This window comes from Streptomyces sp. UG1 (assembly GCF_049974585.1).
Classification (GTDB): Bacteria; Actinomycetota; Actinomycetes; order Streptomycetales; family Streptomycetaceae; genus Streptomyces.
Genome location: NZ_JBNGGG010000004.1, coordinates 278,907 through 304,205, shown reverse-complemented (window position 1 = coordinate 304,205; position 25,299 = coordinate 278,907). Strand labels below are relative to the sequence as shown.

At 70.2% G+C, this 25,299-nt stretch carries 18 protein-coding genes; 3 read left to right on the top strand and 15 right to left on the bottom strand.

From position 1 onward, the window contains the following. From ACP4J3_RS06930 to ACP4J3_RS06915, 4 genes are all read right to left on the bottom strand, one after another. Positions 1–179, bottom strand: a 179-nt coding sequence (locus ACP4J3_RS06930; RefSeq protein WP_426531503.1) for a twin-arginine translocation signal domain-containing protein, incomplete at its 3' end; no start/stop codon positions are given. Between the two features lie 118 nt (positions 180–297). After that, a complete protein-coding gene (locus ACP4J3_RS06925) occupies positions 298–1,233 on the bottom strand; it encodes a carbohydrate ABC transporter permease (RefSeq protein WP_426531474.1) in 936 nt (311 codons plus the stop codon). Further along, positions 1,230–2,267 (bottom strand): ABC transporter permease, encoded by a 1,038-nt coding sequence (locus tag ACP4J3_RS06920; RefSeq protein WP_426531473.1) that lies wholly within the window; start codon positions 2,265–2,267, stop codon positions 1,230–1,232. The genes ACP4J3_RS06925 and ACP4J3_RS06920 overlap by 4 nt, the downstream gene beginning before the upstream one ends. A 27-nt stretch (positions 2,268–2,294) precedes the next feature. Continuing rightward, a complete protein-coding gene (locus ACP4J3_RS06915) occupies positions 2,295–3,986 on the bottom strand; it encodes an extracellular solute-binding protein (RefSeq protein ID WP_426531471.1) in 1,692 nt (563 codons plus the stop codon). A gap of 268 nt (positions 3,987–4,254) precedes the next feature. On the opposite strand from ACP4J3_RS06915, the gene ACP4J3_RS06910 reads away from it, so the two are divergent. Further along, entirely contained in the window at positions 4,255–7,092 is a 2,838-nt protein-coding gene (locus ACP4J3_RS06910) for a glycoside hydrolase family 3 C-terminal domain-containing protein (protein WP_426531469.1), read from the top strand. A gap of 111 nt (positions 7,093–7,203) precedes the next feature. Here ACP4J3_RS06910 and ACP4J3_RS06905 read toward each other — a convergent pair whose 3' ends face one another. The 3 genes from ACP4J3_RS06905 to gabT form a co-directional block, all read right to left on the bottom strand. Then, a complete protein-coding gene (locus ACP4J3_RS06905; RefSeq protein ID WP_426531467.1) occupies positions 7,204–8,649 on the bottom strand; it encodes an aldehyde dehydrogenase family protein in 1,446 nt (481 codons plus the stop codon). 168 nt (positions 8,650–8,817) lie between these two features. Further along, positions 8,818–9,627 carry a phosphatase PAP2 family protein gene (locus ACP4J3_RS06900; RefSeq protein ID WP_426531501.1) on the bottom strand — a complete coding sequence of 270 codons (810 nt, stop codon included), beginning with the start codon at positions 9,625–9,627 and terminating at the stop codon, positions 8,818–8,820. A 152-nt stretch (positions 9,628–9,779) separates the two neighbouring features. Further along, on the bottom strand, positions 9,780–11,114 hold the full coding sequence (gabT, locus tag ACP4J3_RS06895) for a 4-aminobutyrate--2-oxoglutarate transaminase (protein ID WP_426531465.1): 1,335 nt from the start codon (positions 11,112–11,114) through the stop codon (positions 9,780–9,782). Positions 11,115–11,354: 240 nt separating this feature from the next. Here gabT and ACP4J3_RS06890 point away from each other — a divergent pair, with 240 nt between their 5' ends. Both ACP4J3_RS06890 and ACP4J3_RS06885 read left to right on the top strand, forming a co-directional pair. Then, complete coding sequence (locus tag ACP4J3_RS06890; protein WP_426531463.1) at positions 11,355–13,742, top strand: ATP/GTP-binding protein; 2,388 nt, start codon at positions 11,355–11,357, stop codon at positions 13,740–13,742. Between the two features lie 96 nt (positions 13,743–13,838). Beyond that, on the top strand, positions 13,839–15,518 hold the full coding sequence (locus ACP4J3_RS06885; protein WP_426531461.1) for a PucR family transcriptional regulator: 1,680 nt from the start codon (positions 13,839–13,841) through the stop codon (positions 15,516–15,518). 27 nt (positions 15,519–15,545) lie between these two features. Here ACP4J3_RS06885 and ACP4J3_RS06880 read toward each other — a convergent pair whose 3' ends face one another. The 8 genes from ACP4J3_RS06880 to ACP4J3_RS06845 form a co-directional block, all read right to left on the bottom strand. Next, a complete protein-coding gene (locus ACP4J3_RS06880) occupies positions 15,546–17,375 on the bottom strand; it encodes a chitinase (RefSeq protein ID WP_426531459.1) in 1,830 nt (609 codons plus the stop codon). A gap of 102 nt (positions 17,376–17,477) precedes the next feature. After that, positions 17,478–17,930, bottom strand: coding sequence for a hypothetical protein (locus ACP4J3_RS06875; protein WP_426531457.1), 453 nt, complete (start codon positions 17,928–17,930; stop codon positions 17,478–17,480). Positions 17,931–18,058: 128 nt separating this feature from the next. Beyond that, positions 18,059–19,477 (bottom strand): NAD(P)/FAD-dependent oxidoreductase, encoded by a 1,419-nt coding sequence (locus ACP4J3_RS06870; RefSeq protein ID WP_426531455.1) that lies wholly within the window; start codon positions 19,475–19,477, stop codon positions 18,059–18,061. A gap of 21 nt (positions 19,478–19,498) precedes the next feature. After that, positions 19,499–20,299: an ABC transporter permease gene (locus ACP4J3_RS06865; protein WP_426531453.1), complete on the bottom strand. Its 801-nt coding sequence runs from the start codon at positions 20,297–20,299 to the stop codon at positions 19,499–19,501. Continuing rightward, positions 20,300–21,229 (bottom strand): ABC transporter permease, encoded by a 930-nt coding sequence (locus ACP4J3_RS06860; RefSeq protein ID WP_426531451.1) that lies wholly within the window; start codon positions 21,227–21,229, stop codon positions 20,300–20,302. Beyond that, positions 21,229–22,374: an ABC transporter ATP-binding protein gene (locus ACP4J3_RS06855; RefSeq protein ID WP_426531449.1), complete on the bottom strand. Its 1,146-nt coding sequence runs from the start codon at positions 22,372–22,374 to the stop codon at positions 21,229–21,231. Before ACP4J3_RS06855 ends, ACP4J3_RS06860 begins: the two co-directional genes overlap by 1 nt. A 5-nt stretch (positions 22,375–22,379) precedes the next feature. Beyond that, positions 22,380–23,627 carry a polyamine ABC transporter substrate-binding protein gene (locus tag ACP4J3_RS06850; protein WP_426531447.1) on the bottom strand — a complete coding sequence of 416 codons (1,248 nt, stop codon included), beginning with the start codon at positions 23,625–23,627 and terminating at the stop codon, positions 22,380–22,382. A 93-nt stretch (positions 23,628–23,720) separates the two neighbouring features. Continuing rightward, on the bottom strand, positions 23,721–25,259 hold the full coding sequence (locus ACP4J3_RS06845) for a gamma-aminobutyraldehyde dehydrogenase (RefSeq protein ID WP_426531445.1): 1,539 nt from the start codon (positions 25,257–25,259) through the stop codon (positions 23,721–23,723). Between the last annotated feature and the right edge of the window lie 40 nt (positions 25,260–25,299).

The window sequence follows — 25,299 nt, the reverse complement described above, 5'->3', positions numbered from 1 at the left end:
GAGGGGTGGAACAGAATGCCGGTGACGAAACCGGTACCGCCCATGACGGCGGTGCGCCAGCGGTAGGCCGGGGTGGCGGCGGCGTACGCGTGCCCTGCGAGCGACGGGAGGGTGGTGAGTGCGGCGGCGGCAGCGGTGCCGACGAGAACGGAGCGTCTGCTGGGTCGGGACGTGAGCATGGACATACCTCGTCTATTTGCAAGAGGGGAGTGGAGAACCTAAGGGGCGCGGGGCTGTTTCGATTTGCGGCTACCGCCGCCTGGGCGCGACCAGCCACAACGAACTCGCAGCCGCCAATCAACCCTTGACAGCCCCGGTGAGCATGCCCTTCTTGAAATGCTTCTGGACGAAGGGAGAAAGGACAGCGACAGGCAGCAGAGCCATGACCATCACGGCCATCTGGACGGCCAGCCCAGACAATTGCCCCGTCTTGATGGCCTGCCCCAACCCCACCGGCGCTTCCTGCTTCTGCACCAGCTGGATCATCACGTTCTGCAGCGGCATCATGTCCTGGTCGTTCAGATACAGCGAGGCGTTGAACCACGCACTCCAGTACCCGACCGCATAGAACAGCGTGATCACCGCGATGACGGCCCGCGACAGCGGCATGACGATCTGCCAGAGAATCCGGAAGTCCCCGGCGCCGTCGATGCGCGCACTGTCGATGAGTTCCTGCGATATCCCTTGGAAGAACCCGCGCAGCACGAGGATGTTGAACACACTCACCGCACTCGGCAGGATCAGCGCCAGATAGGTGTCCGTCAGTCCGAGGGTCTGCACCAGCAGATACGTCGGAATCAGCCCAGCGCTGAAGAACATCGTGGCCAGCAGCGTCATCAGGATCCAGCGATGCCCGAGCGACCCGGTCCGCGACAGCCCGTACGCGCACAGCACGGAGACGGTCATGGAGAACGCCGTACCGACGAGCGTGACCAGCACGCTGATGATCGCCGCCCGGGTCACCTGCCCCCCGCTGAGCAGCTCCTGATAGGCGATGAAGGTGATGTCCTTCGGCACCATCACCAGACCGCCGGCCTCGTCGATGGTCTTGCGCGTGGAGAGGCTGGTGACGATGACGATCCACAGCGGGAACAGGATCGCGAGGCAGGCTAGGCCCAGGACGAGCCCCTTGCTCGCGAGGCCGGCCTTGCTGGGCTCCTCCTCCCACACCGGCCTGGGCGGCGCGGCCCAGGGCCCGGGCTTGCGCACGGGTTTGTCGATCACGGCGGTCACTTCTTGTACACCCCCTGCTCGCCCATGAGATGGGCCACTTTGTTCGCGGCCAGGACGAGGCCGATGCTGACGACTCCCTTGACGAGTCCGGCGGCGGCCGCGTAGCCGAAGTCCTGGTTGCGGACGCCGTTCCACCACACGAAGGTGTCGAGCACTTCCGCCGCGCCCGGTCCCACCGCGTCTCGTTGCAACAGGATCTGTTCGAAGCCGACGGTGAGGGCGTCACCGACGCGCAGCACCAGCAGCAGGGCGATCACCGGCCGCAGCGCCGGCAGGGTGACATGCCAGATCCGGCGCCAGCGGGAGGCGCCGTCCATCGCGGCGGCCTCGTACAGGTCGGGGCTCACCGAGGCCAGCGCGGCGAGGAACACGATGATCCCCCACCCGGCGTCCTTCCACACGGTCTCCGCGGTGACCAGGAACTTGAAGGTGTTCGGGTCGGTCATGAGGTCGAGGCCGTCGTACCCGTGGCTGCGCAGGAGCTGCGAGAGCAGCCCGGCGCCGCCGAGCAGTTGCTGGAAGACCGCGATCACCAGCACCCACGAGAAGAAGTGCGGCAGGTAGAGGACGGCCTGCGCGATGGCCCGCACCCGGGGCCTGACCACACTGTTGATGAGCAGCGCGAGCAGGATCGGGATCGGGAAGAACAGCACGAGCTGGAGGAAGAACAGCACCAGCGTGTTCTGGACCGCCTGCCAGAACGCGGAGTCCTCGAAGATCCGCTGGAAGTTCTCCAGACCCACCCAGGGGCTGTTCAGGATGGACACGACTCCGTTGTCGCTGATGTAGGGGTCGTACTCCTGGAAGGCGACGACGTTGCCGAGGATCGGCACGTAGTTGAAGAGCAGGACCAGCACGAGGGCCGGCAATGTCATCAGCAGCAGCAGCCGGTCGCGTCGGAACCTGAGCCGCAGACTCAGTTTTCCCGACGGTCGCTTCTCACCGGAACCGGTGGCGCCGCCGGACGCCACCGGGACCTTCGCCGTCGTGTCGTCGGCCTCGGCCCTGCTCCGAGGCACCGTGCTGTGGGACACGGACTTCTCCTTGCCTCGAACCCCGGATCAGCTGGCCGCACTGCCGTTCTCGTCGAGGATCTTCTGGTACCAGTCGCGCAGCTTGTCGCCGCCCTTGCTCTTCCAGTCGGAGACGGCCTGCTGCATGTCACTGATCTTCTTGCGGCCGCGGACGATGTCGTCCTCGAGCTGCTCGAAGTCGTTGGAGAGGTTGGTGTACCGGCCGGGCTCGGTGATCTGCATGCCCCAGAAGGAGGACTTCTTGGCGAAGGCGCCCATCCGCTGCTGCCACTCGACCTGGCCCTTGGCGACCTCGGGGAAGTCGGGGTGGGCGAGCGTCGCGGCGGGGCTCGCCACCATGACGTACGCGTTCAGCACGTCGATGTTGCCCTGGTCGGTCTTGGTGGGGACACCGTCCTTGACCGTGTAGTGGGTGCCCTCCACGCCGTAGTTGGTCATCATGTACTCCTTGGTGCCGTACGGCGCCGCGGTGACGTTGGCGACGGCCAGCACGTCGCGGATGACCGACTCGGAGGCCTTCTTGTTGACGAAGGCGAAGATACCGGCGGGCTGATCGGCCCACAGGGTGGGGTTGCCGCCGTCGTGGCCCCAGACGTCCATGCCCCAGATCTTGAAGTCCGGGTTCTGGACGGCCTGTTCGGCGGTGCGGCTCCACCACTGGGAGATGTTGTTGGGGTAGATCAGGAACTCGCCCGCAGCGAACTTGGGGCCCGGGTCAGGGGCGTTCTTGCCCAACCCGGAGTCGGGGTGGACGACCCCGGCGGCGAAGAGCTTGCGGGACCACTCCAGCGCCTCGAGGAACTCCTCGGTCTCGACGCGGTAGACGAGCTTGCCGTCGACGAGGTTCCAGCCGAGCGGCTTCTCGGCGCCCGACAGCACCCCGAAGGCCTGGAAGGCGGTCCACTTCATGTCCAGGCAGGCCCAGCGCTTGGCCTTGGCGTTGGTGATCTCCTTGGCCAGGGCCATGAACTCGTCGCAGGACTTGGGGACTTCGTAGCCTTCCTTCTCGAAGATGTCCTGCCGGTACAGGGGCACCATGGAGGGGGCGGACGGCGCCGGCATCGGCAGGCCGCGCAGCTTGCCGCCGAAGATGGAGCGCTGCCAGGCATCCGTGGGGATCGCGGCGAGGTTCGGATACTCCTTGACCGCGTCCCCGGAGAGGTAGGGCCCGAGGTCGGCGAACTTGCTGATGATGGCGCTGGGTATCTTGCCGCCCATGTTCCAGCCGGGGACGACCACCACATCGGGGACGTCGCTGGAGGCGAGGACCGCGCCGAGCTTCTGGTCGTAGGTGTTGCCGTCCTGGTTCTGCCAGACGACGTCCACGCCGATCAGGTCGTTCATCGCCGTGTAGTAGGCGTTGTTCTGCTTGGGCGGCGATCCCCAGAACGGCGACATGATGGTGACCTTGCCGCCCTTGCCGAGCTTCTCGGGCACCGAGGTCTTCAGGGTGGCGAGGTCCAGCTTGCTGGTGAAGCCGAGCGCGGAGCCGTTCTTGGCCGGGATGTCCGGCGTCACGACATTGCTGGCCACATATGTCGGCAGGATCTTCTTCGCGTCCTTGCCCGAGGTCGTACCGTCACGCGACCCGCTGTCCGACCCGCCGCACGCGGCGAGCAGCGGCATCCCTCCCGCCACTGCTGCGGTGGCGACCGCTGTGGAGGCGAGGAAGCTTCTCCGGCTGGGTCCGGAGGAGGCGGAGGCGGCGTTCGGCGTCATTGCGTCAACCCTTCGCTGTTCTGAAGCCGTCCTCCGACCACTGCGAGGAGATCTACAGTCGAAGCGCTTCGATGTTGCAGTGAGGTTAAGTGAACACCCATGGGTACACAAGGGTCGCTTCCAAGATTCCTCCGAGGTGTAAGAGGGGATCCTTTCTTATGCACTGCTTGAGCTGACGGCGTTGATCTCTTGACACCCGCCCCTGGGTCGAATGAGCATCGAAGCGCTTCGAAAGCTCCGAGCCGATGCATCGCAAGGGGATCCCCACGTGACCGCACCCACGCCACACACACCGCCGTTCCGCGACCGGCGACTGCCGTTCGCGAAGCGCATCGACGATCTGCTGTCGCGGCTCACCCTCGACGAGAAGATCGCATTCCTGCACCAGTTCACGCCCGCCGTCGAGCGCCTCGGCATCGCGGCGTTCCGCACCGGTCAGGAAGCCCTGCACGGTGTCGCCTGGATGGGCCCGGCCACCGTCTTCCCCCAGGCGGTCGGCCTCGGCGCGACCTGGAACACGGATCTCGTACGACGCGTCGGCGAGGCCGTCTCCAAGGAGACCCGCGCGATGCGCGCCCGCGACGACCGCGTGGGGCTGAACATCTGGTCCCCCACCGTCAACCTCCTGCGCCATCCGCTCTGGGGCCGGGGCGAGGAGGGCTACTCGGAGGACCCGAAGCTCACCTCGGCCATCGCCACCGCGTACACCCGTGGCCTGCGCGGCGAGCATCCGACGTACTGGCGCACCGCGCCCGTCCTCAAGCACTGGCTGGCGCACAACAACGAGACGGGCCGCGATGTCACCTCGTCCTCGGTCCGCCCGCGCGTTCTGCACGAGTACGACCTGCGCGCCTTCCGCGAGACGGTCGAGGCGGGCGCGACGGCCGGGGTGATGCCGGCGTACAACCTGGTCAACGGCCGCCCCAACCACGTCTCGCCGTATCTGAAGGAGCATCTGCGCACCTGGACCGACGACGATCTGCTGGTCTGCTCGGACGCGGGCGCGCCCTCCAATCTGGTCGACTCCGAGCACTACTTCGACACCCACGAGGAGGCGACGGCCGCCGCGCTGCTGGCCGGCGTCGACAGCTTCACCGACCACGGCACCGACGGCTCGAAGATCACCGCGCGGGTCCGCGGGGCCCTGGACAAAGGGCTGCTGGCCGAGTCGGACATCGACACGGCGGTGCGCCGCCAGCTCTCGGTCCGCTTCCGCCTGGGCGAGTTCGACCCGGAGTACGACCCGCACGCGCCCACCGGGGACTTCGACACCCCGGCCCACCGCGCCCTCGCCCGGGAGGCGGCCGAGCAGGCGGTGGTCCTGCTGAAGAACAGCGCCGGCCTGCTGCCGCTCGCGCCGGACACCCGGCTCGCCGTGGTCGGCCTGCTCGCCGACGAGTGCAAGCTCGACTGGTACAGCGGCACCCTGATCCACCGCTCGACTCCGCTGGACGGCCTGTACGAGCGGTTCGGCGCCGAGCGCGTGGAGTTCGCGGAGGGCGTGGACCGCGTTCTGTTCAAGACACGGGCCGGAACCTTCCTGCACGTCCCCGAGGCGGACGCCGCCGACGAGGTGCGCGGCGCCGAGGGCGCCCTCGACCCGGCGCTGCTGGCCGGCCGCACCGACCTCCCCCCGCTGACGACCGACCCGGCGGGCACCGAACTCGCCCTCGTCGACTGGGGCGAGGGCGTGCTGACCCTGCGCGCACCCGACGGCCGCTACCTCTCCGTCGCCGAGGACGGCTACGTCCGCGCCTCCGCCGACCAGCCCGGCGGCTGGTTCGTGCAGGAGACCTTCCGCCTGGAACCGCACGCGAACGGACACCTCCTGAGGCACATCGTCACGGGTCACCCCGTCTCAGTCGCCGCCGACGGCGTGCGGGTTGCCGATGAGGACCCGGAAATCTTCGAGCTGATCATCGTCGAACGCGGCGAGGACGCAGTGACCCGCGTCGCCTCGCAGGCGGACGCGGTCCTGGTCGTCGCGGGCAACGACCCGCACATCAACGGCCGCGAGACCGAGGACCGCACGACGCTGGCCCTGCCGGCCCACCAGGAGCGCCTGCTGCGCGCGGCCTGCTCCGCCAACCCGAACACGGTGCTGACCCTGATCTCGGCGTACCCCTACGCCGTCGATCACGCGGCCCTGCCCGCGCTGCTGTGGACGTCCCACGGCGGCCAGGCGGCCGGCACCGCCCTGGCCCGCGTCCTGGCCGGCGACGTCTCCCCCGCCGGCCGCCTCCCGCAGACCTGGTACGCCGACGACGCCGACCTGCCCGACCTCCTCGACTACGACGTGATCGGCAGCCGCCAGACGTACCTCTACTTCGAGGGCACCCCGCTGTTCCCGTTCGGCCACGGCCTGTCGTACGCGACGTTCTCGTACGCCGACCTGGAGACCCGCACCACGGACGGCTCCCTGCACGTCTCCTTCACCGTCACCAACACCGGCGACATGACGGCCGACGAGGTCGCCCAGCTCTACGGCCGCGCCGTGGACCCGGCGGTGCCGCGCCCGCGCCGCGAGCTGCTGGCGCACCGCCGGGTGACGCTGGCCCCCGGCGAGCGCAAGAAGCTGGCCTTCGAAGTCCCCTTGTCCGCCTTCGACTTCTGGGACGTCTCCCGCGCCGGATGGCGCCGCGAGCCCGGCCCGTACGAGCTGCTGGCCGGCGCCTCCAGCGAGGACGTCCGGCTGCGTACGACGGTGACCCTGGACGGCGAGCCGGCCGCGCCGCGCCCGGTCCTGCGGCGCGGCCTGGCGGCGGCCGGCTTCGACGACCAGCGCGGCATCGCGCTCGTCGACCGCACGAAGACGTCGGGCGACGCGGTGACGCCGGCCCAGGGCGGGCCGGGGGAACTGGTCTACCGGGACTGCGACTTCGGGGACGGCATCAGCGAGGTGTCCGTGACGGTGGCGGGCGAGGGCGTGGTCGACGTGTCGTTGGACGGGGGTGCCGTGCTCGCGTCCCTGACGCTGGAGGCGCCCACCTCTGGACCGTACGACTACACGACGGTCACCGCCGGGATGCTCGCCGAGGGCGTCCGCGACGTCCATCTCAGGCTGCGCGGCCCGCTGCGGCTCGCGCACGTCGGCTTCTCCGGTTGAGGGTCCGGAGGAAGCCGGCACAAGGAAGGGGTCCGGCACCGGAAGGCATCGGTGCCGGGCCCCTTCAGGAAGCCCAGCCTAGCTGAAAATGGTTCCCATTTACCAGAGGGGCTAGAGAGCGAGGCCCGTGAGGACCATCACCCGCTCGTAGGTGTAGTCGTCCATCGCGAACTTCACACCCTCACGGCCGACGCCGGACTGCTTGGCGCCGCCGTACGGCATCTGGTCGGCGCGGTAGGAGGGAACGTCGCCGATGACGACACCGCCGACCTCCAGCGCCCGGTGGGTGCGGAAGGCGGCCTGCAGGTCGTGGGTGAACACACCCGCCTGGAGGCCGTACTTGGAGTCGTTGACGGCGGCGAAGGCGGCGGCCTCCCCGTCGGCCTTCTGCACGGTGAGGACCGGCCCGAAGACCTCCTCGCAGGCGAGCGTGACGTCGGCCGGTACGTCGGTGAGGACGGTCGGCGCGTAGGAGGCGCCGTCGCGCTTGCCGCCCGCGAGAAGGGTGGCCCCGGCGGCGACCGCCTCGTCCACCCACGTCTCCACGCGCTTGGCGGCGTCCTCGCTGACCAGCGGCCCGACGTCGGTCGCGTCGTCGCTCGGGTCGCCGGTGACCTGGGCCTCGACGGCGGCGACGATACGCGGCAGGAGGCGGTCGTAGACGGACGCGTCCGCGATCACCCGCTGCACGGAGATGCAGGACTGGCCGCCCTGGTAGTTGGAGAAGGTGGCGATGCGAGCGGCGGCCCGGTCCAGGTCCTCGTCGGAGGCGAAGTCGGCGAGCACCACCGCCGCGCCGTTGCCGCCCAGCTCCAGGGTGCAGTGCTTGCGCGGCACGGAGTCCATGATCGCGTAGCCGACCTTCTCGGAGCCGGTGAAGGAGATCACGGGCAGCCGCGGGTCCTGGACCAGCGCGGGCATCCGGTCGTTGGGCACCGGGAGGATGCTCCAGGAGCCGGCCGGAAGCTCGCTCTCGGCGAGCAGCTCACCGATGAGGAGCCCGGAGAGCGGGGTGGCCGGGGCGGGCTTGAGGACGATCGGGACGCCGGCGGCGATGGCCGGGGCGATCTTGTGGGCGCACAGGTTGAGCGGGAAGTTGAAGGGCGCGATGCCGAGCACGACACCCTTCGGGAACCGCCGGGTGAGGGCGAGGCGCCCCTGGCCGCCGAGGTCGGTGTCGAGCCGCTGGGCCTCGCCGCCGTTGAACCGACGGGCCTCCTCGGCCGCGAACCGGAACACGGACACGGCGCGGCCGACCTCGCCGCGGGCCCACTTCATGGGCTTGCCGTTCTCGGCGGAGATCAGCCGGGCGATCTCCTCGGTCCGCTCGGCGAGCCGCCTGCTGACGCGGTCGAGGGCGGCGGCCCGCACATGCGCCGGGGTCGCCGCGAACTCGTCCCGGACGGCGTACGCGGCGGCCACGGCCTCCTCGATCTGCGCGTCGCTCGGCACGCTCACCGTGCCGACGACCCGACCGTCCCACGGGGAGGTCACATCGAAGCTGTCCTCGCCGCTGACCTGGCGACCGGCGAGCCAGAAGGCGTGGGTGGAAGTCATGGAGTCCCGGCCCTTCCGCGTTTGGGGGTGTCCTGGTGTGTCGTGGTCCACGGTAGGGCGGGGCGGGCCGAGCGGCGTTTGTCCGGGGTGTAGTGGTGGTGGTGAGAGGTACGCCGTATTGGCGGAATCGGACCGCGGGGGACGGTCACGCGCCGAGGAACGCCCGGCCTACGGCGACGACCGACGCCTCGGCCCCCGCCGCCCGAGGAAGAGCCACAGCCCGACGAGCAGCACCGTGCACAGACACCAGCTGCCCACCACGTCCAACGGCCAGTGGTAGCCGCGCCGCACGAGCCCGAAGCCGACGCCGAGATTGACGGCGGCGCAGACGGCGAGCAGCGCTCGGCGGGCGGGGGCTGAACTCAGCCATGGAAGGAGGAGCAGCGTCGCGGCGCCGTAGGCGATGGCGGCCGTGGCGGTGTGGCCGGACGGGTAGTAGCCGGTGGCGGGCGGCACGACCGGGGTGCCGGGGCGGTCGGTGAGTTCCTTGAGGGGGACGATCAGCGCCGGGACCAGGGCCATGAGGGCGGCGGCCGCGGTGGCCGGCAACCACCAGTGATGTGTACCAATGCGGCGATGCCGCCAGGTGACGTACGTCAGGGCGACGGCCAGCGCGGGCACGGCGACCGGCACATTGCCCAGATCGGCGAGGAACTCGGAGACACGGCCGGGATGAATGAGGGCCCGGCCGGCCGCCTCGTCGAGGTCGGCCAGCGGGCCGTCGGCCACGACCTGCCAGGTGATGAGCGTGAAGAGAAGGGCGGGAAGCCCGAGAAGGAGAGAGAGGGAGGTCGGCCACCCCGGAACAGGGGGGGTCGTTCCGGGGTGGCCGTCCGGATCGGATGGTCGCGCGCCCCGGGGGGTTTGGGGCGGGCGACTGTCCGATCGGTGAGGAGATCCGGAGCCGGAAGCTCCGGGTGTGTGCGCGAGGGCACGACCAGGTCGAAGCTGGGGAGGCCTCGGCCCGATGTCGCCCAGAGTCCCCTCTGGACGGGGTGTATCTCTCATCTGGTTAGAACCTACGACAGGGCGATGGGGTTCGACAGACGCAATCGCGTCCTGCCATCCACCTCGCACACCTTCTTCACACGCTCTGCCGGTAGCCGCCCCAGCCCCGGAACCGCGGAACCTCAGATTCGGGTGAAGGCCTGCTCGATGATGTCGAGGCCCTCGTTCAGCAGGTCCTCGCCGATGACCAGCGGGGGCAGGAAGCGCAGCACGTTGCCGTAGGTGCCACAGGTCAGGACCAGCAGGCCCTCGGCGTGGCAGGCCTTGGCGAGCGCGGCGGTCGCCTCCGGGTTGGGCTCCTTGGTGGCGCGGTCCTTGACCAGCTCGATGGCGATCATGGCGCCGCGGCCGCGGACCTCGCCGATGATGTCGAACTTCTCGGCCATGGCGGCGAGGCGGGCCTTCATGATCGCCTCGATGTTCTTCGCCTTGGCGTTGAGGTCGAGCTCCTTCATGGTCTCGATCGACCCCAGCGCACCGGCGCAGGCCACCGGGTTGCCGCCGTAGGTGCCGCCCAGGCCGCCCGCGTGCGCGGCGTCCATGATCTCGGCGCGACCGGTCACGGCGGCGAGCGGCAGACCACCGGCGATGCCCTTGGCCGTGGTGATCAAGTCGGGCACGATGCCCTCGTCCTCACACGCGAACCACTGCCCCGTACGGCAGAAGCCGGACTGGATCTCGTCCGCGACGAAGACGATGCCGTTGTCCGAGGCGAACTGACGGATCGCCGGAAGGAAGCCCTTGGCCGGCTCGATGAACCCGCCCTCACCGAGCACCGGCTCGATGACGATCGCGGCGACGTTCTCCGCGCCGACCTGCTTGCTGATCTGGTCGATGGCCTGCGCGGCGGCCTCCGGACCGGCGTTCTCCGGACCGGTCGGCCAGCGGTAGCCGTACGCCACCGGCACCCGGTACACCTCGGGCGCGAACGGCCCGAAGCCGTGCTTGTACGGCATGTTCTTGGCGGTCAGCGCCATGGTCAGGTTGGTCCGGCCGTGGTAGCCGTGGTCGAAGACGACGACGGCCTGCCGCTTGGTGTACGACCGGGCGATCTTGACGGCGTTCTCGACGGCCTCGGCGCCGGAGTTGAACAGCGCCGACTTCTTGGCGTGGTCACCGGGCGTCAGCTCGGCCAGCGCCTCGGCGACGGCGACGTAGCCCTCGTACGGCGTGACCATGAAGCAGGTGTGAGTAAAGTCGGCGAGCTGCGCGGTCGCGTTGCGTACGACGGCCTCGGCGGAGGCGCCGACGGACGTCACGGCGATGCCGGAGCCGAAGTCGATGAGCCGGTTGCCGTCGACGTCCTCGATGATGCCGCCGCCGGCACGCGCGGTGAACACGGGCAGCACGGAGCCCACACCCTGCGCGACCGCGGCGGTACGGCGGGCCTGCAGCTCCTGCGACTTCGGACCGGGGATGGCGGTGACGACGCGGCGCTCCTGAGGAAGGTCGCTCATGGGGGGCTCCTGGGGGTTTTGCGGACGCTTGTCTTGTTCTTTTCTCGCAGGCTAGGGGCGGGAGCGGGGGGTGGGCATGCTCCATGTGGGCGCTGTCGGCGGGGCATGTTGTCCGTGGTGGACATGGCGTTCACGAAGACACCCGGCCGGGTAAGCGGTGAACTCCCCAGGAGAGGGCGTTAGATTGACTCGCTGATGGTGGATGGCAGGGATGGACCGGCTGGTCAGGGGGCAAGCGCGATGGACAGCGACGGGACGCAGGACGCGCGGGGCACGCATGCGACGCCTGTGCCGCGTCCGGCGGTGCCCCCGGAGGCCCCCGCGGTGCCGCCGCGGCCGGCACACGCTCCGGGCGGCGCGGTTGCCGACTGGTTCAACGAGCCCCGGCCCGAGACGAGGCCGGGCATCTGGCGTTTCGGATACCGGATGCCGAAGGCCGCGTTGCCTACCGAGCAGGTCCGCCCGATAACCGTCGCCGGCATGCTGATTCCGCTGGTCGTAGCCCTTGTGGTGTGGTCATTCTGGCAGCGCGGAGCGATCCCGCACCAGTTCACGATCCTGCGGCTGTTCACCCCGGAGGACTGGTGGTGGGGTGCCACTCGTGCCAGGCCCAAGGAGTTGGAGGGCCAGGCAGTCCAGTACCCGGGCGTGGAGGCGCTGGACGTGTACAACGGCCTGTTCTTCGCCGTACTCGTCTACGCCGTGGGCCGGCTGGGGAGCTGGCCCACCGTCGTCCATCACCTTGTGGGCCGCAAACCTCAGCCGACCCGTGGTCTGTCCGCCGCGCTGGGTGCCCTCATCACCCTCGCCTTCGTCTACCCGGACACCTTCCCCGGCGTCGGCTGGGACCCCCTGCCCGTCGTGAGCCCGTTGTTCTCCCTCATCGTGCTGATCAGCGGTGGATACGAGGTCTACACCTCGCCCTGGGACACCGCCCTCCACGTCCTCATCACCGCTCTCGTCCTGTGGCCCTTCGCCCGACTCGGTGGCTGGTGGTCCCTGGCACGGACCTGGCTCGCTGCCCGTGGCCGTGCCGCGCAGGACCGGGCGCCCGTCGCCGAACAGCCCCGTGCCCGCTGGCCCGAGCTGCGGGAGGCCGGGCAGCACGAGATTGCGGACGTGCTCACCGCCGAGGTGCTCGCTGAGCGGATGAACGACGTGGACTGCGCCCGTATCGAGCACGGCTGGGTCCGGGCTCGGGGTCAGGGCCGAGTGGCCGCCTTCGCAGATGCGGTGTTGCGCCAGGGTGCCGCCGCGTTCACCCATCCCTCCGGTGCCCGCGACCTGCCCGGGCGCACCGCCCGGCACGACGTGCTCACCGGGCAGGTGCGCATCGGACGGTGGGCCGCCGCCGAGCGCACTCCGCCGGCCTACGGCGGTGTTGGCGCGGCCCTGGGGCCGGCGACGCTGGGCACCTCGCTCCTGGTCGTCGGGCCGTCCGGGGCCGGCAAGAGCCGGCACGTGATCGCGCCGGTGGCCGAGTCTCTCGCGCTCCAGGCTCTCACCGGCCACTGCGCGGTTGTCGTGGTGTGCGGCGCGGGTACGGCGATCGGGGCAGACTCGTCGTACGACGTCGTCGTGCGGATCGGCGACCCCGCGTCGGTGCACGACCTCGACCCGTACGCGGGCACCGAGGACCCCGACGTGGCGGCCGGCTTCCTGGCCGAGGCACTGGCCGGGGACATCGACGCCGTCGGTGCCGAGCGCGCGGCCATGGCCCTCGCCCAGGTTCTGGGCCCCTACCGGACTGCGTACGGCCGCTTCCCCGCCCTGCCCGTCCTGCGCGAGCTGCTGGAAGGGAACCCGGCGCGCCTCACCGACCTGCGTGAGCGGCTGGCCGACGACCGGCACACGGCGATGCGCCGCGAACTCGAGGCCCGCGTCCGGCAGACCGGCACCCCCGCTGACCTCGGTCCGGTGCTCGCCGACCGGCTTGCCCTGCTGGACCGGCCCGCCTTCGCCGACTTCTTCGGCTCGGGCGGTGACACGAACCGCCCGTTCTCGCTGCGCGCTGTCGCCCATCACCCCTTGCGTGTCCGTATCGACCTGCCTGAGCGGGGGCACGAGGAGGTCTCCCGCCTGATCGCCCGGCTGGTGCTGGCCCAGTTCGCCGGGGTCGTGCAGGAGGGATCACGCGACCACTTCGTCGGCTTGGTGCTCGACGACGCCACCGGCACCGTCACTCCCGAGTCGGTACGGCAGATTCGGCGGCTGCGCTCGCAGAACGCCGGCGTCGTGCTCGCGCTGCGCACGGTGTCCGACGTGCCTGAGGCGCTCCACGGGCCGTTGTACGGAGCCGTCGGCTGTCGGATGGCCCTGTCCGGAGTGACCACCTGGGACGGCAGCCGCTTCGCCGACGCCTGGGGCACGGAGTGGGTGGAGACCAAGGACGTCGCCCAGCACACCGTCTTCGCCGATCAGCCGATGACCCGCGCCATGCATGCCCTGCGCAAACTGGTGACGGGTAAGGCTGTGACCACGGAAGCCGTCACGGTCCGCCAGGTCGAGCGGGAGCGGTGGTCGGCGTCCGAGTTGGCGCACGGGGTGCCGCCGGGGCACGCGGTGCTGTCGCTCACCGATGTGCGGGGCGAGCACGCGCCGCCGCTGCTGGTGGATCTGCGCGGATGAAGTGACGGGGTGACCGTACGGTGAGGCAGAATCGTCACAGGCCGTTCATACACGGCGGCCAAAAGATCACGACGATCACATCCCTCTGAAGGTCTCATGCCCCCGACCCTCGCCTCGCTCGTCCACCACTCCGCGCTGAAGCTGACCGTGCGGGCGGGCGAGGACCGTCTGGACGTCCCCGTCCGCTGGGCGCACGCGAGCGAGCTGGCCGACCCCGTCCCCTATATGGAGGGCGGCGAGCTGCTGCTGATCACCGCGCTGAAGCTGGACGCGGAGAACCCCGAGGCGATGCGGCGCTATGTGCGGCGCCTGGCGGGCGCGGGCGTGGTCGGGCTCGGCTTCGCGGTCGGGGTCAACTACGAGGACATCCCGAAGGCGCTGGTCGACGCGGCCGCGGAGGAGGGCCTGCCGCTGCTCGAGGTGCCGCGCCGCACCCCCTTCCTCGCCATCAGCAAAGCGGTGTCGGCGGCCATCGCGGCGGAACAGTACCGGGCGGTGACGGCGGGTTTCGCGGCCCAACGGGAGCTGACCAAGCAGGCGCTGACCGACGGCCCGGAGGGGCTGCTGACCGCGCTGGCCGCGCAGGTGGACGGCTGGGCGGCGCTGTACGACGCCTCCGGTGCCGTCGTCGCGACCGCGCCGGAGTGGGCGGGGCGGCGGGCGGCGCGGCTCACGGCGGACGTGGAGCGGCTGCGGGAGCGGCCCGCGCCGGCGTCGTCCGTGGTGGGCGGCCCGGAGAACGAGGACCGGGTCGAGCTGCACACCCTGGGCACGGGCCGCCGGCCCCGGGCGGCGCTGGCCGTCGGCACGGCGGCCGCGCTGGGCACGGCGGAGCGCTATGCCGTGCACTCGGCGATCGCCCTGCTGACCCTGACGACCGAGCGCTCGCGCTCGCTGCAGGCGGCCGAGCAGCGGGTCGGCGCGGCGGTGCTGCGCATGCTGCTCGCCGGGGAGCCCGACCATGCGCGGGCAGTGGCGGGGAATCTGTACGGCGACCTGCTGGACACCCCCTTCCGGGTGATCGTCGCCGAGGCGGCGTCGGTGTCGGCGGCGCGGGTGGTGGACTCCGGAGCGCGGGTGACGCTCACCAAGCCGACCGCCGCCGCGCTGGTCGCCGTGTCCGACACCAACGGCGATCCCCTGGGCGCCCTCACCGAGATCGTCGAGTCCGCGGCGGCCCGGGCCGGGGAGGCGGTGCTGGTGGTGCCGGAGGGCGAGGGGGAGACGGCGCGGCTGGTGGTGCTCGCGGCGGACGAGGGCGCGGCGGTGTCGGCGTGCGCGCAGTACGCGGCGGCGCTGGAGGCGGCGCGGGCGGGGACCGTACCGGAACAGGCCGCCGGCACCGGCGAGGACGAGCTGGTCGTCGGGCTCTCGGCACCGGCCGGGCCCATCGCCGCCGCGGCGGCCTACAAGCAGGCCGAGCAGGCGCTGTCGGTGGCGCGGCGGCGGGGGCGCGTCTTCGTGGAGCACGAGCGGCTCGCCGCCGGGTCCGTGCTGCCGCTGCTCGCGGACGACGCGGTGAAGGCGTTCGCCGACGGGCTGCTGCGGGCGCTGCACGAGCACGACGCGACCGGGCGGGGGGACCTGGTGGCCTCGCTGCGGGCCTGGCTGTCGCGGCACGGGCAGTGGGACGCGGCGGCCGCCGATCTGGGGGTGCACCGGCATACGTTGCGGTACCGGATGCGGCGGGTGGAGGAGATCCTGGGGCGGTCGCTGGACGACGCGGATGTGCGCATGGAGCTGTGGCTGGCGTTGAAGGCGACGTCGGCGGAGTAGGCGGGGCCTCGGTGCCGGCCCCGGCCGTCAGCCGAAGTAGCCGTCGAACGTCCGCTGGAACTCCCAGCCTCCGTACCGGTCCCAGTTGATCGACCACGTCATCAGCCCGCGCAGGGCCGGCCAGGTGCCGTGGGTCGCGTACGAACCGCAGTCGGTGTTCTTCGTCAGGCAGTCGAGGGTCTTGGTGACCTCGGCCGGCGGGACGTGACCGTTGCCCGCGTTGGCCGACGCCGGCATGCCGATCGCGATCTGGTCGGGGCGCAGGGGCGGGAAGACGTTGTCCGCGTCGCCCGCGACCGGGAAGCCGGTGAGCAGCATGTCGGTCATGGCGATGTGGAAGTCGGCGCCGCCCATGGAGTGGTACTGGTTGTCGAGGCCCATGATCGGGCCCGAGTTGTAGTCCTGGACGTGCAGGAGCGTCAGGTCGTCGCGCAGGGCGTGGATGACCGGGAGGTACGCCCCTGCCCTCGGGTCCTGGCCGCCCCACGGGCCGGGGCCGTAGTACTGGTGGCCGAGCTGGACGAAGAAGGTCTCGGGGGCCATGGTCAGCACGAAGTCGTCGCCGTAGCGGGCCTTCAGGGTCTTCAGGGCGGAGATGAGGTTGACGATCACCGGGGTCCTGGGGGTCTTGAAGTCGGTGTCGTCGGCGTTCAGGGAGAGCGAGTGGCCCTCGAAGTCGATGTCCAGGCCGTCGAGGCCGTACTCGTCGATGATCTTCGAGACCGAGGTGACGAAGGTGTCGCGGGCCGCCGTGGTCGTGAGCTGCACCTGGCCGTTCTGGCCGCCGATGGAGATCAGCACCTTCTTGCCGGCCGCCTGCTTGGCCTTGATCGCCGCCTTGAAGTCGGCGTCGGACTCGACGTTCGGGCACTCGGTCACCGGGCAGCGCTCGAAGCGGATGTCGCCGGAGGTGACCGAGGTGGGTTCGCCGAAGGCCAGGTCGATGACGTCCCAGCTTTCGGGGACGTCGGCGAGGCGGGTGTAGCCGGAGCCGTTGGCGAAGCTCGCGTGGAGGTAGCCGACCAGGGCGTGGGCCGGGAGGTCGGTGCCGCCGCCGTCCGGAGCCGGGGTGGTCGTGGCCGTCACCGTGGCCGACCTCGCCGACTCGCCCGCCTCGTTCACCGCGGCGACCTGGAAGCCGTACGCCGTGGCGGGCGAGAGGCCGCCGACCGTCGCCGAAGTGCCGGTCACCGTCCGGACCTTGGCGCCGTCGCGGTAGACCGCGTAGCTCGTCGCGCCGGGCACCGCCGACCAGGACAGGGCGACGGTGGACGCGGTGACCGCGCCCGTCCTCAGGCCGGTCGGCGCCGCGGGCGGTTGGGCGGTGTCGCCGCCCGGGCCGACCAGCGTGATGTCGTCGGCGTGATAGGCGCCGGTGCCGTACCAGCCGTGGGTGTAGATGGTGACGCGGGTGGTGGCGGGGCCGGTGCGGAAGGTCGTCGTGAGCTGTTGCCAGGCGGGGGCCGACTGGGTCCAAGTGGAGACGTCGGTGGTGCCGGTGCCGCTCGCGCCGAGGTGGACGTAGGCGCCGCGGACGTGGCCGGACAGCGTGTACTGGGAGTCCGGTCTCACGGTCACCGTCTGGGCGCAGCGGGCGTTGTCGTTTCCGGACGGGGTTGCCTGGAGGGCCGAGCTTCCGCTGCGTATGGGTGAGTTGACCGTCGTGCCGGCCGTGCAGGTCCAGTTGTCCAGGCCGTTCTCGAAGCCTCCGATGGGGGTCCCCCCGGCCGAGTCGGTTCGAGGCTGGGGGAGGGCCAGGTCCGCGTCGGCCGCACGGGCGGCCGACGAGAGCGTGGTGAGGCCGGGCAGGGTCAGTGCCGCGGCGGCGAGGAGGGCGAGGGGTCTGTAGCGATCCACAAGTGCCTCCGGACATGGGGGATTTGGAGGGTGGAGCCGCCCACAACTTGGTCCAGACCAATCACCCTTGTCAAGAGTTCCCTTGTCAGGAGTTCGCGCGGGCTAGCGATCCTCCTCCGCGGCGAGCCCCGCCGCCGCCTCGTGCATGGCCAGTTCGAGCAGGGCCGGGTCGGTGAGGGTGCCGGTGCCGTCCGGTGGGACCAGCCAGCGGATGCCGCCGGTGGCGCGGCCCGGGTACGGGACGACGATCCAGGTGCCGGCCCCGGCCGTGCGGATGCCGGTGCCGAGCCAGCGGGCCGCCGTGCCGGGCGGCACGAAGAAGCCCATGCGCGAGTCGCCGAAGTCGACCAGGACCGGGCCGAGTTGGTCGAGGATGCGGGTGAGGACGTCGAGGGTCGGATAGCCGAGCGCGGCGGGCAGGATGAGTACGTCCCAGGACTTGCCGGCCGGCAGCAGCGCGACCCCGAGGGGGTTGCGTTCCCACTCCCAGCGGCAGGCCTCGGGATGCGGAGCAACGGATGCCAGCCACTCGACCGCCGTCTTCGCCCCTGTCATGGCGGTGACCTCCCTGTCTGTCGTGGACGCTGGTCGCGTCACGAGGGAGAGGGAGGTCACCCGGCCGGCATTACGCAGGTTGACGTCGCCAGTTTTGAGTGAGCTGGGTCACATTCAGTCCATGCCCGTCAGCTGTCGAAGCCGAGGCCCAGGCGGTCCATCGTCCGCAGCCACAGATTGCGCCGCCCGCCGTGCGCGTCCGCGCGGGCCAGCGACCACTTGGTGAGCGCGATGCCGGTCCAGGCGAAGGGCTCGGGCGGGAACGGCAGCGGCTTCCTGCGGACCATCTCGAGCCGTGTGCGCTCCGTGCGCTCCCCCGCCAGCAGATCCAGCATCACGTCGGCGCCGAACCGGGTCGCGCCGACGCCGAGCCCCGTGAAGCCGGCCGCGTACGCCACATTGCCCTGGTGGGCGGTGCCGAAGAACGCCGAGAAGCGCGAGCAGGTGTCGATCGCGCCGCCCCAGGCGTGCGTGAAGCGGACGCCCTCCAACTGCGGGAAGCAGGTGAAGAAGTGCCCGGCGAGCTTGGCGTACGTCTGCGGGCGGTCGTCGTACTCGGCGCGCACCCGGCCGCCGTACGGGTAGATCGCGTCGTAGCCGCCCCACAGGACGCGGTTGTCGGCGGAGAGGCGGAAGTAGTGGAACTGGTTCGCCGAGTCGCCCAGGCCCTGCCGGTTCTGCCAGCCGATCGAGGCCAGTTGCCCGGCGCTGAGCGGCTCGGTCATCAGGGCGTAGTCGTAGACCGGGACGGTGTAGGCGCGGACGCGCTTGACCAGGCTGGGGAAGATGTTGGTGCCGAGGGCGACCTTGCGGGCGCGGACCTGGCCGTAGGGGGTGCGTACGGCCATGCCGGCGCCGTACGGCTTCAGGGTGAGGGCGGGGGTGTACTCGTGGATGCGGACGCCGAGGTCGAGGCACGCCCGCTTCAGCCCCCAGACCAGCTTGGCGGGGTTGAGCATGGCGACGCCCCGGTGGTCGTACAGGCCCGCCTGGAATGTCGGTGAGTCGACTTGTCGCCGTACCGCGTCGGCGTCCAGGAACTCCACGCCGTCGGCCAGACCCTGGCGTTCGAGCTCCTCGTGCCAGTCCCGCAGCTCCCGCGCCTGGTAGGCCTCGGTCGCGACGTCGATCTCGCCGGTGCGCTCGAAGTCGCAGTCCAGCGAGTAGCGGGCGACCGCCTTCTCGATCTCGTCGAGGTTGCGGGCGCCCAGCTCCTGAAGCTTGTGGATCTCGTCGGGCCAGCGGGCGAGCCCGTTGGACAGCCCGTGGGTGAGGGAGGCGGCGCAGAAGCCGCCGTTGCGGCCGGAGGCGGCCCAGCCCACCTCGCGGCCTTCGAGCAGCACCACGTCCCGCTGCGGGTCGCGCTCCTTGGCGAGGAGCGCGGTCCACAGTCCGCTGTATCCGCCGCCGACGACCAGCAGATCGCAGGTCTCGGCGGTGGTGAGGGCGGGCTCGGGGCGGGGGCGGCCGGGGTCGTCCAGCCAGTACGGGACCGGCTGGGCATCGGAAAGCGACTTCGTCCAACGGGTCATGGCGCCTGGGGCCATGATTTCAACTCCCTACCGGGTTTATGCCTTCTGCTTGTTCCGGCGATTACTGATGATCATCGAGGTCAGGACGAACAGGACGGCGACCACGAACATGGCCGTACCGATGACATTGATCTGAACGGGCGTTCCGCGCTGCGCCGATCCCCAGACGAACATCGGGAAGGTGACGGTGGAGCCCGCGTTGAAATTGGTGATGATGAAATCGTCGAAGGAGAGCGCGAAGGCGAGCAGCGCGCCCGCCGCGATACCGGGGGCGGCGATCGGCAGGGTGACCCGGACGAACGTCTGGAACGGTCCGGCGTACAGGTCCTGCGCGGCCTGCTCCAGCCTCGGGTCCATCGACATCACGCGCGCCTTGACGGCGACCACGACGAAGCTGAGGCAGAACATGATGTGGGCGATCAGGATCGTCCAGAAGCCCAGCTGGGCGCCCATGTTGAGGAACAGGGTGAGCAGCGAGGCGGCCATGACGACCTCGGGCATCGCCATCGGCAGGAAGATCAGCGAGTTGATGGCGCCGCGGGCGCGGAAGCGGTAGCGGACCAGCGCGAAGGCGATGAGCGTGCCGAGCAGCGTGGCGCCCAGCGTCGCCCAGAACGCGATCTGGAGGCTGACCGCCAGCGAGTCGCACAGTCCGGAGACCCCGCAGGGGTCCTTCCAGGCGTCCGTGGAGAACTCCTGCCAGGCGTAGTTGAAGCGCCCCTTCGGTTTGTTGAAGGAGAAGATCGTCACGACGACGTTCGGCAGGAGCAGATAGGCGAGCGTCAGCAGTCCCGCGATGACGACGAGATTGCGCTTGAGCCAGTTGACGACGGTCATTTAAACCAGATCCTCCGTGCCGGCCCTGCGGATGTAGAGCGTCACCATGACGAGGATGGCGGCCATGAGAATGAAGGAGAGCGCCGCGGCCGTCGGATAGTCCAAAATGCGCAGGAACTGCGTCTGGATGACGTTTCCGACCATGCGGGTGTCGGTGGAGCCGAGCAGGTCGGCGTTGACATAGTCACCGGCCGCCGGGATGAAGGTCAGCAGGGTGCCGGAGACGACGCCCGGCATCGACAGCGGGAAGGTGACCCTCCGGAAGGTGGTGACCGGCTTGGCGTACAGGTCGCCGGCCGCCTCGTGCAGCCGTGGGTCGATGCGCTCCAGCGAGGTGTAGAGCGGCAGCACCATGAACGGCAGGAAGTTGTACGTCAGACCGCACACCACCGCGAGCGGCGTGGCCAGCACACGGTCGCCCTGAGTCATGCCGAGCCAGCTCGTGACGTCCAGGACGTGCAGTGTGTTCAGGGCGCCGACGACGGGGCCGCCGTCCGCGAGGATCGTCTTCCAGGCGAGGGTGCGGATCAGGAAGCTGGTGAAGAACGGGGCGATCACCAGGATCATGATCAGGTTCCGCCAGCGGCCGGCGCGGAAGGCGATCAGATACGCCAGCGGATAGCCGAGGATCAGGCACAGGACCGTCGCCGAGCCGGCGTAGAGCACCGAGCGCAGGAACTGCGGGTAGTACTCGGACAGCGCGTCCCAGTAGGTCGCGAAGTGCCAGGTGACCTCGTAGCCCTCCTCCAGGGAGCCCGTCTGCACGGACGTGGAGGCCTGGTAGACCATCGGCATCGCGAAGAAGACCAGCAGCCAGAGGATGCCGGGGAGCAGGAGCCAGTACGGCGTCCAGCGGCCTCTCTTGCGCGGCGGCTTCTTCTCGCCGGCCGCCGGGGACAGCGGCGGTGGCGCCTCGGTGAGTGTCGCCATCAGACCGCCGCCTCTTCCTCGGTGCCCGCGTCGATGTCCTGGGCCGCGTCCAGGCCGAAGGTGTGGCCCGGGTTCCAGTGCAGGACGACGTCCGCGCCGGGCACGAGCCGGGGGTCGCGGTCGATGTTCTGGGCGTAGACCTCGAACTCGGGGCAGACGGGGCTGTCGACGACGTACTGCGTGGACACGCCGATGAAGGAGGAGTCCGCGATCTTGCCGGTGATGCGGTTGCGGCCCTCGGGGATCTCCCCGGCCTCGTCGGCGTGCGTGAGGGAGATCTTCTCGGGGCGTACGCCGACCAGGACCTTGCCGCCGGTCGTCGTGGGCGCGCCGCACCGCGACCCGGGCAGTACGAGCTTGCCGCCGCCCGCCTTCAGCACGATGTCGTCGCCGCTGGTGGAGTCGACCTCGGCCTCGATGAAGTTGGAGGTGCCGAGGAAGTTGGCGACGAACGTCGTGCGCGGGTTCTCGTAGAGGTCGGTCGGGGAGCCGAGCTGCTCGACGCGGCCGGCGTTCATCACGGCGACCGTGTCGGCCATCGTCATGGCCTCCTCCTGGTCGTGCGTGACGTGGACGAAGGTGATGCCGACCTCGGTCTGGATGCGCTTGAGCTCGAGCTGCATCTGGCGGCGCAGCTTGAGGTCGAGGGCGCCGAGGGGCTCGTCCAGGAGCAGCACCTTGGGGTGGTTGATGAGCGCGCGGGCGACGGCCACCCGCTGCTGCTGGCCACCCGACAGCTGGTGCGGTTTCTTGCGGGCCTGCTCGCCGAGCTGGACGAGGTCGAGCATGTCCTCGACCTGCTTCTTCACCGACTTGATGCCGCGGCGGCGCAGGCCGAAGGCGACGTTCTCGAAGATGTCGAGGTGCGGGAAGAGGGCGTAGGACTGGAAGACCGTGTTCACCGGCCGCTTGTACGGCGGGAGCGCGGTCACGTCCTGCTCACCGAGGTGGACGGTGCCGGAGGTGGGCTCCTCAAGTCCCGCGATCATCCGCAGGGTGGTGGTCTTGCCGCAGCCGGAGGCGCCGAGCAGGGCGAAGAAGGAGCCCTGGGGGACGGTCAGGTCGAGCGGGTGGACGGCGGTGAAGGAGCCGTAGGTCTTGCTGATGCCGGAGAGGCGGACGTCGCCGCTGGTGTCGTTCGTCATGGTGGTCACGCCCCTGTGAGCTTCGCGAACTTCTCTTCGTAGGCCGTCTCTTCCTTCGAGCTCAGGGAGCGGAAGGCGCGGGAGGCGGCCTGCATGGCCTTGTCGGGGAGGATCAGCGGGTTGTTCGCCGCGTCCTCGTCGATCTTCGCGAGCTCTTCCTTCACGCCGTCCACGGGACAGACGTAGTTGATGTAGGCGGCGAGCTCGGCGGCGACCTTCGGCTCGTAGTAGTAGTCGATGAGCCGCTCGGCGTTCGTCTTGTGACGGGCCTTGTTGGGGATGAGCAGGCTGTCGCTGGACGTCATGTAGCCGCTGTCCGGGATCAGGAAGTCGATGTCCGGGCTGTCGGCCTTGAGCTGTACGACGTCACCGGCCCAGGCCAGACAGGCCGCGAAGTCGCCGCTGGTGAGGTCGGAGGTGTAGTCGTTGCCGGTGAAGCGGCGGATCTGCTTGTTGTCGACGGCCTTCTGGAGGCGGGCGACGGCGGCGTCGTAGTCGTCGTCCGTGAACTTCGCGGGGTCCTTGTCCATGTCGAGCAGCGTCATCCCGATGGTGTCGCGCATCTCGGTGAGCAGCCCGACCCGGCCCTTGAGCCTGGGGTTGTCGAGCAGATCGGACAGCGTCCTCACCTCGACGCCGTCGAGCGCCTTCTTGTTGTAGGCGATGACGGTCGAGATGCCCTGCCAGGGGTAGGAGTACGCCCGTCCCGGGTCCCAGTCGGGGTCGCGGAACTGCGGGGACAGGTTGGCGAAGGCGTGCGGCAGGTTGGACGGGTCCAGTTTCTGGACCCACCCGAGCCGGATCAGCCGTCCCGCCAGCCAGTCCGTCAGGACGACGATGTCGCGTCCGGTGTCCTGCCCGGCCGCGAGCTGGGGCTTGATCTTCCCGAAGAACTCGTTGTTGTCGTTGATGTCCTCGGTGTACTTGACCTTGATGCCGGTCCGCTGCGTGAACTGCTCCAGCGTCGGATGGCGCTTGCCGCTGTCGTCGACGTCCATGTACTCGGTCCAGTTGGAGAAGTTGACGACCTTCTCCTCGGCCGAGTGGTCCTCGGCGGACGTGCCGCCCTCGGTCTTGCCGGCCGCGGGGATCCCGCAGGCGCCGAGCGTGCCGAGGCCGCCCACCGCGAGCGCGCCGCCCGCGGAGGCGCGCAGCAGGGAACGGCGGGTCATGGCGGCCCGGCCGTTGCGCAGGCTGCGCCGCATGGCGGCCACTTGGGCCGGGGACAGGCGGTCGGGCTCGTACTGCTCCATGCGCGTGGTGCCCTTTCGGAGGAGGGAACGGCCGGGCGAGGGTCGGGCGCCCGGTGGTTCCTGCTGATCTGGTGCCTATCTGGCCTATCTGGCCTATCGGTCCCCGAAGACGGTGCGGTGCCAGTCCTTCGCGGCCACCGCGGTGTTGTCGAACATGACGTGCTTGATCTGGGTGTACTCCTCGAAGGAGTACGCGGACATGTCCTTGCCGAAGCCGGAGGCCTTGTAGCCGCCGTGCGGCATCTCACTGATGATCGGAATGTGGTCGTTGACCCACACGCAGCCCGCCTTGATCTCGCGCGTGGCACGGTTCGCCCGGTAGACGTCCCGGCTCCAGGCGGAGGCGGCGAGCCCGTACGGGGTGTCGTTGGCCAGCCGGATCCCGTCGTCGTCGCTGTCGAACGGGAGCACGACCAGCACCGGCCCGAAGATCTCGGACTGGACGATCTCGCTGTCCTGGGCGGCATCGGCGATCAGGGTGGGCCGGTAGTAGGCGCCGTTCCCGAGCTCGCCCTGGGGAGCCTCGCCGCCGGTCACCACGCGTGCGCTCGTCAGGCGCGCACGCTCGACGAACCCGGCGACCCGGTCGCGCTGGACGTGGGAGATCAGCGGCCCGAGGTCGGTCCCCGGGGCGAAGGGGTCACCGAGCCGGACACTCTCCATGAGAGCGGCGGTCCGCTCCACGAACGCCTCATACAGCGGTCGCTGTACGTACGCGCGCGTGGCGGCCGTGCAGTCCTGCCCGGTGTTGATGAGCGAGCCCGCGACGGCGCCGTGGGCGGCGGCCTCGAGGTCGGCGTCGTCGAAGACGACGAAGGGCGCCTTGCCGCCCAGTTCAAGGTGGATCCTCTTCACCGTGCCGGTGGCGATCTCGGCGACGCGCCTGCCGACGGCGGTGGAGCCGGTGAAGGAGGTCATGGCGACGTCGGGATGCCCGACGAGATGCTCACCGGCCTCCTTGCCCGTCCCCGTGACGATGTTGACGACGCCGTCCGGGATCCCGGCGTCGGTGGCGGCCTGGGCGAACAGCAGCGAGGTGAGCGGGGTGAGCTCGGCGGGCTTGAGCACGATGGTGTTGCCCGCGGCGATGGCCGGGAGGATCTTCCAGGCGGCCATCTGGAGGGGGTAGTTCCAAGGCGCGACGGACCCGACGACACCGATGGGCTCGCGGCGCACGTACGAGGTGTGGTCCCCGGAGTACTCACCGGCGGACTGCCCCTGCAGTTGCCTTGCCGCGCCGGCGAAGAAGGAGGTGTTGTCGATGGTCCCCGGAACGTCGAACTCACGGGTCAGCTTGAGCGGCTTCCCACACTGCAGCGATTCGGCGCGGGCGAACTCCTCGGCGCGCTCGGCGAGCACGGCGGCGAAGCGGTGCAGCGCGTCGGAACGCTCGCCGGGGGTGGCGGCGGCCCAGGCCGGGAACGCCTCGCGCGCCGCGGCGACCGCGGCGTCGACGTCGTCGGCACCGGCCAGGTCGTACGTGTACACCTCCTCGCCCGTGGCAGGGTCGACGACGGCGTGGGTACGCCCCGAGGTCCCCTTCGCCGGCCGGCCCGCGATGTACTGCGCGCCGTCCGCGAAGCGGTCCTGGGCCGGGAATCGTTCCGGGGTGGCGGTGCCCGGGTTGTGCATGTCGCTCCCTCCGTGCCCCATGATGGGGCCGGCGTGGCTC